A 16,175-nucleotide genomic window follows, 5' to 3' on the forward strand; every position below is an offset into this window, starting at 1 on the left:
ATCGAAATAAGTTTTTTTTAACAATTAAATAATCAAATGTTAAATTAACTGTAAAACTAATCGCTTAACCGTATTTTGCATATTGAAAAGTAGTTAACGGTCAGATAATATAACTTAAAGGGATAATGGGCTGGTTAACGTAATTTTTCACTAACAGCGGTCTTGGATGGTTCCAATTAGAATACTACGATTAGGCTTTCATCACCTGCAGTTTAATAAAACGGATAAAGTATTTCCTAAAGCTTTGATTTTAGAAGGTTCTTGCGACTCATCGTAAAATATTTTGAAAGAAATTGAGATTTTTTGATTAATATCATTAATCGGTAAAAATGAACACGAATTTGTTTTTTCTGACCGTACACAACTTTTTTAGGTATATTGTCCGCAGGAAAGGAGAAATCTTTTCCGGAAATGAATTGTTCTTTAATTGCTAAAGGCTATAAAACTCAGTGATGTTGACTATTTGTTTTTGGTTTAAGCTGACCAGCTCATTTCGGTGCAGAGTGGGTATCTTTAAGAACTCCTTTTTTTGTGTTAATTATTGTTTCAAATACAGAAAAATAATTATTCCTTGGTTTTGCTTTTTTTCTTTCTAATTGATTCTCCATGGTTCAGGAAGATCCTGATCTTCTTCCTTTTCGTGTTCCATAGGTATCCTATCCAGACTGTTTTCCAATATGCCTGTATGGTTTTAAAATTATAAATCTTAAAGTTCATAGCACATTCACAGGCATTTGCTAATCTTTCTGTACCTACTCTCTTCTCAAAAGATAATAGGCCGAGACAGCTTTTATAGTCCTGTTCGGGACGGTTTCTTCTCTTTATTATCTGTATGATATATCCTCCTGCTGCCGGATCATTACTATTTGCCCAGTCAATAAACCTTAAGCACTCCACAGGGCTATAAACTGATGTGTGTTTGCCCGATATTCAGGATTTGCGGTATAGATGCTGGGCTTTGTATTTCTGACACGAATGGCTATGGGATTGTATTTGAAGTATATTTAAACGGCAGGGTTTGTAAAACAGCGGCTTTACTTTTTTCTTTAAATATTAATAGGGAATGCTGTAGTAGTTTTTCTCCTGGCTTGACTCAACGTGCCCGTTCTGGTGAATTTGAACCAAAGCAAGGTGATTCACTTTAAATTGAAAAAGGGTGGTCAATTTGATCCGAAAGCAGTGGTCAATTTGACCATTTTCGCCATTATTCTGCTTAAAATATTCAATATCAAGCAAAAAGAAACAATGATATACGAATTGTTTTATACACTTTTAATTCTTTTAAGGCATTATTAAAACAAAATGATGTGTATTACTGCTCATCTTCAGATTACTTTTAGCTAACAATTACTCTATTTCATTAGGTAGCAAAGTTAGAATCTCGAATCACTAACTCTGAAACACTGCCAAATATTTTCCACTGACGTTTAATGCAAAATATAATCAATCGCGTCCTGCTCTGTCATGTCTCAGTAGGTATACCCAATTATTACAACCCAAAAATATATTTATTAAAAAACTATCATCTTAAAATTTCGCATTATTTGATCTTAAACTTTATAGTGACAGCAGTTCCCAAAGACACATCTTTGGTCTTCAGATCTTCAATATCCAAAATAACCTTCGCAATATTAGATGAGGCGTTTATAATGTCTATTCTCTCTTTAACAATGGTTGTGGACCAGGACTTATAGACAAACTCCCTATTTTTTATCAACCTTGAAGCGGCTTCTCTTCCTATGCCATTGTCTATAACTTTAACGACGCAAAAACTATCTTCAATAAAACATCTAATCTGTAGCACTTTCTCACCTACTTTTGGGCTTAAGCCATGAATAATTGCATTTTCCACAAATGGCTGAATTAACATTCCTGGTATGAATATTTTTTCTTTATTCACTTCAGCCTCATCAATAAGAATCGAAAAATTCAATTCTCCATTTAGCTGAAGATTACTAAGCAATAGATAGTAGTTGATATAATCTAACTCATCTTTCAAAGAAACTAATTCCTGTTTAGACATATCTAATGTTAAGCGGAGTAGTCGTGAAAATGCACCAAAATATTTATTCGCTTCTTCTTCCCCTTTCAAAATCATGATACTCTGCATATTATTCAAAATATTAAAAACAAAATGAGGATTCATTTGGGCTTTTAATGCAGCTGATTTTAAAATAATTATTTCCTTTTCCCTTTCAAAAATCTTTTTCTGTTTTCTGGTTTTTCTTTTAAATACATAAACTACAAATGCACTTACTAATAAAAATATAAAACCAATAAAATAAGGGGTCTTGTAAAAAATCTGTTCAACAAGTATATTTATTTTAATTTGAGTCGCAACTTCAGCCCCATAAAGATCCTTGACTTTAAGTTCTAAAACAAATTTCCCTGCTGGCAGATTAATTAATTTAACGATGCCTGCCCCTCCGAGATTTACCCATCCATCTGTTAATCCCTGGACACGATAAAAGTAAGTGTTTTCAAGATTATTATACAAGTCATCGGTAACGAACTCAAGTGAAAAATAATTTTTATCGTGAGGTAGTACAATATTCCTATTTTCGTTTATATAATCAATTACATTTCTATTTTTCTTTACAGAAAAGTATTGTGTTTTGGAGATAAAAATTTTAGTATCTCTTTTTTTAAAATTGAATTTTTTAGGATTTAATCCAGTAATTCCCTTTAAGCCTCCGAAATAAAAACAGCTGTCATTTTTTTTATAAAATGAACCAACATTAAACTCATCATCGGGCAGTCCATGCTGTACATAATAATTATTAAATTTCATTTCATTTTTATAAAGAACCGATAATCCAGAGGAGGTTGAGAACCAAAATTGTTTATCTGTTTCTAATATGCCACAAACAGTATTATTGGACAATCCACTTAATTTGTCATAAATTTTTATTTTTTGGGTCTTTAAATTTAAACAGGCAACCCCTGAATTATTGGTTCCAAACCAGATATTTTTATTTTTATCCTCGTGCAGCACAAAGATAATCCTATTGGAAAAAAAAGAATTTTTGACCTTGAAGTCTATAAATTTCTTCCCTTTGCTTTTAAAGTACAAACCTTTATTTGTAGCTATCCATAAATTGCCGTTGCTGGATTGTAGAAGGTCATAGACAATTAAATTGTCAGAATTAATATTGTCCAGCTTGTATCGAAATAATTTTCCAGTTTTTTTATACAAAATGAACAACCCATTATCAGATCCTAGCCACAGTGAATCTTTGGATTTTGATTTGAGAAACAAAGACTGAAATTTCCATTTATCCCCGTATTTTCTGGTTTTGATTACATTTGTACGTAAATTAATTGATGCTACAAAAGCCCCTTCACCAACGGCCCATAAAGTATTGTCCTGATCTATCAACATAGAATTATAAATACTGCCAGGATGTGATGGATCATAAATCTTTAATAAACGCATCTTGTCAGCACTTAGTTTAAAGAGTCCAGAAACAGTACTTACATACAAATTTCCTAAAACATCGGAAACTATTCCTGTAGCTATAATTGGTGATTTCTTAAAATACAAGTATTTCTTAAATCTTTCATCTGTAGATTTCAGCAGTATTAGTTTGGAAGTATTCGAATACCAGACGATGCCATTGGAATCCATGGTCAAGTAGTTATTTTGAATAGTTCTTCCGCTCATTAGCTTCCAAGTACCGGTAGTTGTAAATGCTATTTTCTCCTTATTAAATTTGCTGATATAAATTTTATTAATTTGGGCTGTAAAAAAATTTCCATCTTTATATACAAAATTATCATAGGGACAATCAAACATTTGCACATTTAGATCCTTTAAATAGGTATAACCGTACTTTTTACCATCAAAAAGAACAGTACCACTGGAATGGCTTTTAAAAATTTTTCCATCGTCGCTAAAGTGCAATTTAGAACTGTCTTCTTTAAAGTTGAAAACAAAGTGTATGCCTTTTTCATCTATCAAATATAGTTTCCAACGCGATTTTACTAATATTTTTCCTTGATCTAGTTCTTTTACTACTTTTAAAGGAAGATTTTCGGCATTAATAGTGGCATTTTTTTCTTTTATATATTTTGCTTCCTCTGGAAGCTCAGGAGATAGGAATATCTTTTGATTACAATTTTTATCGATTTTTATAACAAAATTTTCACCAGTGCTAATCCATATATTATTTTTCTTATCTATGATCGAGTTGACGTCTTTATTACTTCGGATCTCATGTTTTGATGGCCATTTAATATGTCTGACATTAAAAGTTTTTGGATTAATAATGTAGGCTCCCAGAAGATTAATCGCCCAGACATTCCCATTCCCATCCTGAATCCAGCTATTGATATTGATCGCGGTACTGGAAAGGAGATTTTCATCAGTGCCCTTGCTAGTAAATTTAACGATATTCATTCCATCATCCTTAATAAATGTTCCTTCAGCATTTATAGCATACCATACAAAACCATCTTTATCAATGAAAGGCTGACTGGTTATGGAATATTTTTTTAACTCATCTGCCAGTTCAAGTTGTTTCGTTGTATAGTTTTGTCCGAAAACCTGAATAGAAAAAAAAATTAGCAAAAGATTTACACGAAAAAATATAGTTCTCATTTATCACTGAAAAATTAAAATTTGACATTTGCACAAAAAGACGTATTGTGTTGCTTTTGACGATTTTTAAAAGTAGTAAACACTTGGCAATAAGTTCCATAAAAACTGTAAAATTTTTGGCAGTGTTTCAAAGTTAGTGATAAGAGATTTTAGATTCCTAATGTTTTGATTTTGAGTTGATTTTATAAATAAATATCTTAATGATGAGCCGTAATACTGATCTATTTTGTTTAATGTTGCCATAAATAAGCAAAAATGGCTAAAAAACCGACATAGTGTTCCAGAGTTGGTGATGATGCAAATTGTCCAAAATATAAATAGAATCAGGTAATTAAAAACGGGAGAACGAAAAACTATAGTAAGAAAAATTATATCTGGCTGGTTTATGCATTGGAAAAGAATTCTAAAACCATTATAAGCTTTAAAGTTGGAAGGCGAACCAACAAAACATTGAGCCTTGTTCTGGATACTTTAAAATTAGCAGAATAAAACAGTAAGTCTATCCCCAATATCCTGTTTTTAAATATTTTCATTTAGCAGGTAAAGATTTAACAAAATCATTTATATACTTCTTTAGCCTTTCCTATTTAAATTTTAAATTGCAACTAAGTTAAAAAACTATATGAGAATACATCTTTTTAGAAATAGCGGCATTTATTGGAATATTTTTGTTTTTGGTTCTGTTTCTTGCCTTATTTCTGTTTCCAAACAAATTTAAATTAGCAGGTCGCCTTCTTTCTTTCAGATTGATTTTATTTTTGTTTTGGCCAGTAAAAGGAGGTTCATCTATCTATTTTGTTGCCAGAAGATCTCTTGCATCTGAAATTCTGGCTTCATGATCTTTGATCTGGCTTATGCATCGCGTATCAAGTTAACGTAGAGTGACGGTTTCGTCTCGAAGCTTATTAAAATCCGAGATTAATTAAAATCTTAAACACTTTAAATCTTCCATAAAATGTATAAAAATTTCTCCTGTAAATGTCAGCAAATAGTCCAATTGAAGACAAATGGGGCCATTGTTTCATTATACCTTGCCAATTTGTTACTAAAAAGCCTAAGTATGCTATGTTTTATTACATCATTATAAAAAATTTGGAACCTTCAAAAGTTAAAGGCACTGTTATTAAGTTTTCCATAGATTTTCTATTCCTTCAACCACAAAACCTGTTTATTTTTTTTAATCAGTAATAATAGCTTATCGAGAGCATTGCCGCATTTAATATTTAAAGCTAAACAAAGAATTAATATGATCAGAATTTGGACAGTAGGCTTCGAATATCAGTTCCCCGATGCATAGCAGGGCACTTGCGCAACCATAGCGCCACTAGAAACGAAATCCTTTTGCACAGGGGTTCGGAACAAAAGATTGAAACGGATAGCGGGAAAAGTTTTTAAAGAATAATTAATTGAAGTATAAGAAAAAAAGCAATAAAACAAACTCTTCAATGTGGGCTTGCCTTGTATGCGGACTGCTTTATTTTTTTGCTTCCATTACGCAGTTTTAGCAAGGATCGATGCAAAAGATTAGTAGCCGATTGATAATTAATATCCAAAATTACTGCTGTTTGTTCGACACTTAGACCCTGATGGTAACGCAAATACAAGGCTTCTTTCTGGCGGTTTGGCAAGTTATTTACCAACTGATTTAACTTTTTTACCCTTAAAGCATTTTCGCTATCTGAGGTTAATTCATTTTCAATCGTGAAGTCCAAGCAAAAGCTAACAGAATCAATAGACACGCTCTTTTTAAAAAATTGTTCTCTTTTATGAAGCCTGGCAATTCTTTTTCGCACACTTGCCAAAAGATAGGCTTTTACAACTACTTCCCTACTTAAGGAATTTCTATAAATCCATATATCTACAAAAACATCCTGAATACAATCTTCCACCTTATTGTGGTCTGACATTAAAGATTTCCCATAGATCATCGCAATAGGGAAATATTTTTTAAACAGCATCGAATAGGATAGCTCATCACCTGCTATCATACTTTTCCATAGAAAACTATCATTGCTATCTTTGCTCACATTTACAACCTGAATTTTCAAAATAAAAGTTTTGGTAATTTTTTTTATATCATTCAAATTACATAACACCTAATTAACTGCAGGACAACTACAATCATATCGTTCTTTTTTACAGAATAGATTGACACCTAAGGTAAGCTGGTGATAAGCTCCTGAATCAAATTTCACATTTCCAGTTATCTGGGAATATGTATAGGAAAACATAACATTCTTATAATTCACCCCAACAATGGGTGTGAAGTATTGTAAATTTTGTGAGGTTCTGGAGTTTGCTTTCATCCCATCAAGGCCTTTTCTGTAGGACAGGCCAAGCCACAAACTGCCGAAATCCATATTCTTATAGGTCTTAAGATTAATATCAATATATTTTTCTTTGGTTTGATCGTAGAGCTGAAACAGCACCGAAGGCTCCCATGTAAAATTTTCTCTTTGGCCAAAAACGTAACCTGCGCTGAGTAAAAACTTCCTTACATTGTCGCTCTCATAATCCGTATACAATTCTCTTCTTGTTTCCAACAGCCCTTGAACAGTTACATGGGCATAGAAATCCATATAATTGTACGAGGCTCCTATGTCAACATTAAAATAGGTATCGCTCTGAATAGAACCAAAAACAATAGGATCAAAAGTGTCGGTAAACTGCGTTTCATCTAACTGGTTTTGTATCGTACCTCCACTAATACCAAAGGAAACCTGATTCAAATCTATCTCGTCCCTTGAAAACATGATATGATGAGCATAAGTAAGCTTCACACCTTTTTGCGAGTGGTAACCGTTCTTATCATTAAAAACAATAATTCCGGCACCTGATCGCTCTGCTATCCTGCCATTAAAACTTAGGGTTTCAAGCGAAGGGGCATCTTGCTGACCCAGCCACTGCTTTCTGGCAGTTAATCTAATCTTAGTACAATTTGAAGCCCCAGCCATTGAAGGATGTATGAGGTAATAATTATCCGATAAATAATCAAAATAAACCGGTATTCCTTCCTGTCCGTAGCTACTGCTATAGCAAAAAGCCATAAAAAACGCAATGAGAATATGTATTCTAGACTTTAAATATATTAGGTGATAACAATTCATAATGTATTTTTTAATTCATGCTTCTATGTGATAAACCTCTCGTTTGATCTCTATTTTTTATTTATCTTTTTAACGAAAAATGCGATTTAAAGATCTTTTCTGTATTATTCTCGGTGTAATGTACCACAAACCAATAGTCACTTGAGGGAAGCATATGACCATTGTAAGTTCCGTCCCAGCCTGAACCTGCAGGTGTAATTTCAGTTATAAGCTTTCCATATCGATCAAAAATGGCAATAATGGAGTTTTTTTGATCTTGCAAATCAAAAATGTTCCAAGTATCATTATACCCATCGCCATTAGGGGTAAAAAATTTAGGATAGTTAATTATTAATATATCCTCTGTAATCTCTCCGCAATTATTTTTTTCTCGCACTGTGATTGATCGAATGCCCGAAGGGATATGGTCAAAAACATTACTGTCCTGGTAAGTGCCATCATCGATGCGGTATTGGTAATTTCCTTCCGGCTTAACATTTACAGTAACGGTCATTGGGCTCGCAAAATAATCAGGAACAACAACTTCAATGCTTTTTGGAGGATAAGATGCATCAATTTGCGTGATAGCAGGTTTAGATTCACAACCTGTACGTTTATTAGTGACAATAACTGCATAATTACCAACTGAAGTCGCCAGATAATTATCAGAAGTTGCCCCGGATATAATAGTATAATTGCCATCTGTAATGCTAAACCATTGAAAACTATAGTCAGCAGCCGACATTCCTGTAGTAATTGTATAGGGAGAAACCAAAGTATTGCTGTCACTATCAAGACAAATTGCAGCTTTTTCAGGCAAGATTGGCAGCGGAGCAGCATCCACAACAACTTCAATAGCAGCACGAGGTCCCTCACAGCCATTATTTTGGCTAACATAATAGGTGACTTTTCCCGCTTTGCTTGTGTCGGGAACAGGTGCATTAGGTGAACCGGTACCGCCGGCAGATGAACTGTACCATAATAAATTTAGTCCTGTAGCGGTAAGTGGAACTGAAATTTCATCCTGACAATATAAAACCGGAGAAGATGTTGCTGGCGCTGATGGCGTAAGAGATGTTATAACTTCTATAGCTGCTCTAGGACCTTCGCAACCATTTACGCTCTGGCTGACATAATAGTATACTGACCCAACAGTAGATGTAGTGGGAGTGGGTGAAACGTTGCTTCCAACTCCTCCAGCTGCAGCGCTATACCATAATAAAGAGGTTCCTGTGGCAGTCAGCGGATTAGCCATATTGTTTTGGCAATATCTTACAGGAGTTGTAACATCAGGAGCTAAAGGCAAAGGCAAAACAGTAACCGTTACAGCTGCTCTTGCGCTTTCGCAACCATTTATGGTCTGGCTTACGTAATACGTAGTACTACCTGCTGTTGCTGTATCGGGAACCGGAGCCAAGGAACTTCCTGGACCAGCCGTAGGTGCCGTGTACCAAAGTAAGTTTGCTCCCGTTGCCGTTAAGGGGCTTGCAGCTGAATCTTTACAATAGACTACAGGGGAGACAACAGTTGGCGACGGCGAAGCAATAACCTTTAAAGTGATTAAATTTCCCGTACTATAACAACCTGAATTGAGCTGATTCTCGACCCTTACGTAGATATTCTGCTGATTTGGAGAAGCGGTATTTCTAAAACTGGCGATATTTGCAATAGCATTTGTCTTGGCATCTGCATCAATCTGGCTTGTATAATAAGTAATAAAATGTAGTTGACCAGGGAACAAATTTTCAATTTCTGCAGTTACGCTACTAAAATCAAAAGTACTGATTCCATCCGTTTTTGTACCTGAAATATCATCATCACAACCGCTAAATTCTCTACTGAATGAAGCTGGGATTTTGGTATAAGCAACATTTAATGTTACCTGCGAGATATTAAAACACCCACCATTACTGGTTCTGGCATAAATCTCTGTATCTCTGAATTGCTTTTTATTTGAATAAGCGCTTACTGCTGAGATCATATTGGTACCAGATTGGGCATCGGATAAAGTTTCAAAGAAATCAATAGTTTCGCTTAAATAATCAGTTGAAATGGCAGGTTTTGCATCCGCTAAATTAAAAAGGGCAAAACCGTCATTGTCCGTGTCGCAGATATACAATTGAGCAGCTTTAACAAACGGGATATCTGTTACCTCAATGGTAAAGGAAGCCGGGACAAAACAATCAGGGTTGTCCTGGTTATAGATTTTGGCATAAATTGTTTGGGCTTTAGATACGTTGGGATAAGCTGAAGGATTATTAATTAAGTTTGTTAAGGCTGCGTCTGAGTAAAAAGAAACAACATAGGTCGTTCCCGGTTTTGGGATTTGTGTACTCAACAATTCCGTATTTCTTTGTGTCAGATCAAAAAGTGCAAATCCGTCTGCCGCAGTGCCTACCGATGTATCATCACATTGTATAAGTTTTGAGACCGCAATCGGTGCCGCACTTGGAGAATCAAAGACATCAATATCAAAAGTGGTTGTAGCTTTACACAAAGGATTGGCGCTGTTTGTTACCTCTGCATATATTGTTTGGCTTTGGTAAGCCACCAAATTGGTATATTTGGCAGGATCTGCTATACTGATGTTAGCCGCGTATCTGGCCGCATTCTCAAAATAGCGTATAGTAAATTTTGCAGGATCCTGACCGTTTAATATTTGGGGACTATTGAGTGTCAAATCAAATCTAAAGAGCCCATTATTATTGTTATCACAAATTTGAATAAAACTCCTGTTGACCGGAGCCGTTGCTGTAGTTTTAAAAATTTCGACGCTAGCACTTAGGTCAGGTACAACGTTTGTAGCATACGTGCCAACAACGTTTGTAGCTTTTACCGTATAAATTCCCGGTACAGCAGTATTAAATTGGTGGGTTACCTTATTATTGTTAAGCACCGTTTGAGGAGGAGTACCGTCTCCAAAATCCCAAGTTACGGTGGTAATATCCTGATCAGCAATCAATTCAAATTCAGTCATATCACCTAAACATGTTTTTTTAAAATAGATTGTCGGATCAAAAAAGATAGATTGATTAAATGTTGGTAATCCTCCGTATGAAATTGTACCCAAATCAAGTCCATTTATGTTTAAATTAGCAGCCGCACCAAGCTCATTAGGGTTATTAATGATACCTAAAAATGGGTCGGTAAATGTAGCAATATAAATCTTTTTGTCTGGAGCCAATTGCAAGGCAGCAATCCTTTGCTTTGTAGGACTGTCCAATAAAGTTACTCTCGATGCGGCTATATTTGGGGCAGTTAAATCAAATTGGTATAATTTTCCGAATTTATTTAAGGTTGCGTATAAAACTTTTCCATTAGGGGAAAATTCCAATCCATACAATCCGTATTGATTGCTCATTAATGTTTTAGCATTTGACAGGGTTCCAGTTACATTATTAAAATCAAATAACTGCAAGCTTCCCTGATTGGTGGCCTGATCACCATAATTACAAGCTGCCACCTTTGTTCCATCAGGAGAAAATTTCATGTATCCTAAACTATTTTCAACGTTTTGTACACCAGGTGTTATAAAATTCGTACTGGTTACAATGTCGCCTATATTGGTAGTTACCGGACCCGATAAGCCCGCAGCGGTTAACAGCCGTGCTTCAAATGTGTTGGTATTCCAAAGGTGGGTCAATACCCAAAAACCCGTTTTATCTGCATTTTTGACAACCGATATTTTCTCGCACATAGATGCTTTTACAAATACATTTCTTGTCGTTACGGCTCCAAGCCCACCGGCAAGGCTCATATCTACAATGGAATAAGACAAGCCGTGCGGCTTTGCTTCGGCATCAATTGTAAAAACATAAAATTCCGTTGTTGAGCCTGGCTTTGGAACAATAGTAGCGGATTGGGTTGTCGAAGGATCTCCCCACAGCCCGGTTCCGTTTAACATTACGGTATGATTTTTATTGTATATGGTAATTCCGTCTGTGTAGAACAGAAGTTTTCCAGAAGCATCACTAATAGTAGCATTTCCCTCGAAAGTCTGCAATTGCCCGTCAGTTTTAACTATCGGAGCCCCACTGTTAAAATCCAATCCGGCCTTTAGACCAAAGTACCAAAAATTGGCTTCACCCTGTGCAAAACAGTTTAGGCTGCAAAACAAAAATAATACTGCAAAATATTTCATATTGTTAATAAATTAATATACTATTGACACAAATTTAACATTAATCATCTCAGTATTCTTAGTTTAAAATGACGTCATTTGTATAGATTCAGGATTTAGAACTAAATTATTCTCCTTTCCAGGCATCGTATTATAAGGGAACATTATTATCAAGCTTTGTTAGGTTAACTCTTATAATGAAAAAAAACAAGATCTCACTTCTTTTCCCTGTGCAAAAAATAAGTTTAAGTAATCCGAATTTTATGTTTTACAAATAATGTAAAAAAGTTAAAAAAGGAGTCCGGGCTATTACAAAAACAGACCGGACTCAACTAGTTCAACTTAGGGCAAAAAAGTATAAAACAAAGTAACCACCGGCTGGTCATGAATCCAACTGGTTTATTTTAAAATGTACTTAGTAAAGTCCATTTAGATTTCCATTAAAATTAAGCTCTGCATTAGATCCTTTATTAAATTTAGCAGTAGCTTTGAAAGAAAAAGGAGCATTTTTTGTACTTGGCAAAGCACTGTTAAAGGTTAATGTGGCTTCCTCTTTGCTTGTTATAGTAGTTCCATTACCATCAGTTATAAGTAACTCGATCTTAGGCAAAATAATGTTTGAAGAATTGGGAGCCAGTACCTCACCTGATGCACTTAGTGGAACAAGGAATGTCAGGCTGATTGTATTGGAAGGTAAACTAGCTTTAATGGCAGAATAATCTGAACTGCTATTGTAAGCGACCAGTCTGAAAACGGCATGAGTAGCCGTTGCGGAACCATCTGCTGCTGCCTTAGCGATAAACTCTATGGCAGAATTTGAAACAGCATAATTCTTACCTCCTGCAAAGATAGAATTCTCAACAGCGACAACGGCTTTCACTGTAACAGTAATCTCATTGCTGGTCAGCGTACCGTTTTTAGCTACAATTTTATAAGTACCGGCAGCAGCGGCAGTAAATACAGCTCCTGTAATAGTTGTACCATTTGCCGTGAAAATACTCGCCGATGTTACATCCTGGCTAAGGTCATTTAATACCTTTAGTGTTACTGAGGCTCCTAAATCTACTGTTGTTGCAGTTGAGCTCAGCACAATTGAGGTTGCAACAGCATTAACTGTTACAACAACTTCATTGCTGATAATTCCGTCTTTTTTAGCTGTAATTTTATAGGTTCCGGCAGTTTTAGGGGTGAACACCTTACCCTCTATAGTAACGCCGTTCGCATTAAAAACAGCAGATGCTGTAATATCTTGTTTTAAATCATCGACCGCTGTTAAAGTTATTGACTTGCCCAAATCAATAGAAGTGGCACTGGAAGTTAAAACAATGGCACTAGCCTTAGGGGAATCTTCATCGCTGCTACAGGAAACAGATACCAGAGAGGTGCCGATCAAAAGGAAAAAAAGTAATTTTTTCATAAAATAAATATTAAGATTAAAGTTGAGTTAAATATTGGTTATTATTATTGTGTCAAATAATTTGCTATTGGCTGAATTTATTTTACAATGATAAATTCAGAACGTCTGTTAATAGTATCCTGCTCCTCTGTACAGTTATCCTGACAATCAACCTTAGGTTCAGATTCTCCAAGTCCACTTCCTGAAACCCTACTCTGGGGAATACCTTTGGAAATTAAATACTGAACAGTTGATTTTGCTCTTTTCTCTGATAACAAATCGTTGTATTGTTTTGATCCTTTTGTATCCGTATGCGATTTAACCTGGATTATCATATCAGGATTCAACGTCATTACCTGGACCAGCTTATCGAGTTCGAAAGCGGCTGATTGTGTAATATTGCTTTTATCAAACTCAAAGTATATAGGCTTTAGCACCACCTCTGTATCGGTTACAATTGAATTGATAGGCTGTAGATCTGCCTGCACCTTCGTATCTCCGGTTTTATCTGCAACGTTAAATGTGTTACTTGCAAAACCTTCCCTGGAAACCTGTAGAGCGTAAAATCTATTGCAATCGACCTTGTAATTGACTTCGCCATTTTGATCGCTTATTCTTGTGGAAATTATATTACCGGTCGAATCAACAATTGCCACATTGGCATTTTGCAGCAACTCCTTTGTATTGGCATTTCGCACCGTTACCAAAACCTCTGACGCGCATACCGGCGATGCCATATAAATCTTATCGGTTCCGCTGCGGTTACTGGATAAAAAGCCAATATTCTTATTCTTGTTATACGTCAAGGCAAAGTCATCTTTCTCTGTATTTACTGGTACACCAAGATTAGTGGCTACAATATCTTTTGATAAATCTACCTCAAAAACATCTAATCCCCCAAATCCTTGCCTGCCGCTGGAAGCAAAATACAAGGTCTTGTTGTCCTCTCTAATAAAAGGAAAAGTTTCTTTTCCTTCTGTATTTACGTTTTTCCCCAGATTGACTGGTTTTCCGTAGGTTCCATTACTATTTACTTCTACCTTCCAGATGTCTACACTTCCATAACTTCCCGGCATATCAGAAGAAAAATAAAGTGTTTTGCCATCGGCGCTTATACTTGGATTACTGGTCGAATAAGTGGTGCTATTGAAGGGAAGGGAAGTTATATTGCCCCATTTATCACCCAGCCAGGACGCTTTAAACAAGCTGTTTCTACCTATTTTTAGATTCTTCTTTTTGTCCTTTTCAAATGAGGAAACCCTGAAACTATTACTTGCAAAATAGAGTGTTTTTCCATCTGCAGTTATACTTACCGGACCATCATGAAATTTACTGTTTATTTCCTTTAATAAACTGATATCGCTTATGGTCTGATCCAAATTAAACTTGGCCTGATAGACATCCAGATACGGTTCTTGGTTCCAGCCATACTGTTTGCTGGCAGAATTTCGGGCACTCGTAAAATATACTGTCTCGCCATTTAGCACTGCGCCAAAATCAGATTTATCACTATTGATTTGCGATAATTTCACTTCAAACCATTTCTGCTGATCCAATAGTCTTGGAATGTAATCTGGATTTTCTTTGAAGGTGATCGCCCTCTGATCATTTGGTGACAGACTTACAAATTTTTGCATTTGCTCATTGGCAGCTGCGTAATTTCCATTGGCTTTCAGCATTTGACAGTATTGGTAGTAGGTTTCAGGATCCTGCTGCGTCTGAACAAGTTTTTCGTACCATTTTACCGCCTCTTTACTATTGAACATATTGTAATAGGTAACTGCCAGACGTTTTATAACATAATTATCTGACTTTCCTTCATCAACAATTTTTTGATATTCCTTTGCTGCAGATACATATTCAAACTGATCAAATAATTTATCGGCCTGCTTGGTATTGCTGTTTTGTGCATTGGCAATCGAATTTGCAATAACAAAACTAAAGATAACATATAACTTTTTCATTTTTAGGAATTGCTTTTGGGTTAGAAAAATCTTGGTGATTGGGAAATCTTTTTGGGGTAATTCAGATCAAACAACAATACAATCTCATGAGAAGAAGGTGTTGTGACATTCAGATCTGAAATAATATGATCGTAAGCATATCCTATTTTAAAATTAGGCGATACGGCAAAGTTCATCATAAGACTAAAACTATCATCCAAGCGGTAAGCGGCACCAGCCTCTACTTTTTCATTAATTAAAAAATTGGCTGTTAGATCTACGGATACAGGAGCACTGAAAGCTGATTTAAGCATTACAGTTGGTTTAAACTTTAAATTTGGATTAAGATCAAATACGTAACCTCCTGTCAAAAAATAGTGCAGCGATTCTGATCCATATTGCAGGGATTCGCCGCTCCTGTCAATATCCAAATGCGGAGAGGTAAACATATTAGGAATGGAAAACGAAACATAATATTTTTGCGTTGAATAAAACAATCCCGCTCCCAGGTTCATATCTGCCCTGCTAACATTTTCAGAAAACGCAGGATCATTCTGATCCGGTAATGTATTATTAATATCAAAAAGGCCAATTTTAAGCAGGGTTGCACCGGCTTTTAAACCGAGAGCCAGCTTGTGTTCGCCCCCGAGATTTAAGGTATAAGAGAAATCGCCATATATATTATTCTCCTCAACAGGACCTATCTTATCTGAAATGACACTAAGACCAATACCCACGTTTTTACCAGCTGGCATCGAACCCGAAAATGTCAGGGTTGTAGGTGCATCCTCTATTTCTACCCACTGCTTTCTATACAATAAGGCAAAAGATAAATTTTCCTTAGATCCTGCATAGGCCGGATTAATTACATTTAAATTGTACATGTATTGCGTATACTGCGGATTCTGTTGTGCCTGAGCATCCAGTAATGCCAGTAAGATTGTAATCAACGTCAAATATATCTTTTTCATTAGTTTAGTTTTTTGGTTTTTTAAGTTTCCGGCGCTCGCGACTGCCCTGTCCCAATTAC

7 protein-coding genes and 1 pseudogene are annotated in these 16,175 nt (G+C 35.5%); 1 reads left to right on the forward strand and 7 read right to left on the reverse strand.

Annotation, left to right across the window (positions count from 1 at the left end):
* Window positions 1-1,540: 1,540 nt before the first annotated feature.
* Window positions 1,541-4,600 (reverse strand): sensor histidine kinase, encoded by a 3,060-nt coding sequence (locus ACWA1B_RS19105; RefSeq protein ID WP_456909691.1) that lies wholly within the window; start codon window positions 4,598-4,600, stop codon window positions 1,541-1,543.
* A gap of 360 nt (window positions 4,601-4,960) precedes the next feature.
* Between ACWA1B_RS19105 and ACWA1B_RS19110 the strand changes: the two are divergent.
* Window positions 4,961-5,086 (forward strand): annotated as a pseudogene (locus ACWA1B_RS19110) (IS1 family transposase); the annotation flags it as partial.
* A 956-nt stretch (window positions 5,087-6,042) separates the two neighbouring features.
* Here ACWA1B_RS19110 and ACWA1B_RS19115 read toward each other — a convergent pair.
* From ACWA1B_RS19115 to ACWA1B_RS19140, 6 genes are all read right to left on the reverse strand, one after another.
* On the reverse strand, window positions 6,043-6,648 hold the full coding sequence (locus ACWA1B_RS19115) for an RNA polymerase sigma factor (RefSeq protein WP_456909693.1): 606 nt from the start codon (window positions 6,646-6,648) through the stop codon (window positions 6,043-6,045).
* A gap of 48 nt (window positions 6,649-6,696) precedes the next feature.
* Window positions 6,697-7,707, reverse strand: coding sequence for a PorP/SprF family type IX secretion system membrane protein (locus ACWA1B_RS19120; protein WP_456909695.1), 1,011 nt, complete (start codon window positions 7,705-7,707; stop codon window positions 6,697-6,699).
* A gap of 61 nt (window positions 7,708-7,768) precedes the next feature.
* Window positions 7,769-11,827 (reverse strand): T9SS type B sorting domain-containing protein, encoded by a 4,059-nt coding sequence (locus ACWA1B_RS19125; RefSeq protein WP_456909697.1) that lies wholly within the window; start codon window positions 11,825-11,827, stop codon window positions 7,769-7,771.
* A gap of 394 nt (window positions 11,828-12,221) precedes the next feature.
* On the reverse strand, window positions 12,222-13,223 hold the full coding sequence (locus ACWA1B_RS19130) for a hypothetical protein (protein ID WP_456909699.1): 1,002 nt from the start codon (window positions 13,221-13,223) through the stop codon (window positions 12,222-12,224).
* A gap of 77 nt (window positions 13,224-13,300) precedes the next feature.
* Complete coding sequence (locus tag ACWA1B_RS19135; RefSeq protein WP_456909701.1) at window positions 13,301-15,166, reverse strand: OmpA family protein; 1,866 nt, start codon at window positions 15,164-15,166, stop codon at window positions 13,301-13,303.
* Between the two features lie 20 nt (window positions 15,167-15,186).
* The gene (locus ACWA1B_RS19140) at window positions 15,187-16,116 is read right to left on the reverse strand and encodes a PorP/SprF family type IX secretion system membrane protein (protein WP_456909703.1); all 930 of its coding nucleotides are present in this window, start codon (window positions 16,114-16,116) and stop codon (window positions 15,187-15,189) included.
* Window positions 16,117-16,175: the final 59 nt, after the last annotated feature.

Source organism: Flavobacterium xizangense (assembly GCF_054075145.1).

Coding starts and splice junctions, on each gene's coding strand:
- ACWA1B_RS19105 (WP_456909691.1), bottom strand. CDS start 4,600: ATGAGAACTATATTTTTTCGTGTAAATCTTTTGCTAATTTTTTTTTCT.
- ACWA1B_RS19135 (WP_456909701.1), bottom strand. CDS start 15,166: ATGAAAAAGTTATATGTTATCTTTAGTTTTGTTATTGCAAATTCGATT.
- ACWA1B_RS19140 (WP_456909703.1), bottom strand. CDS start 16,116: ATGAAAAAGATATATTTGACGTTGATTACAATCTTACTGGCATTACTG.
- ACWA1B_RS19130 (WP_456909699.1), bottom strand. CDS start 13,223: ATGAAAAAATTACTTTTTTTCCTTTTGATCGGCACCTCTCTGGTATCT.
- ACWA1B_RS19120 (WP_456909695.1), bottom strand. CDS start 7,707: ATGAATTGTTATCACCTAATATATTTAAAGTCTAGAATACATATTCTC.
- ACWA1B_RS19125 (WP_456909697.1), bottom strand. CDS start 11,827: ATGAAATATTTTGCAGTATTATTTTTGTTTTGCAGCCTAAACTGTTTT.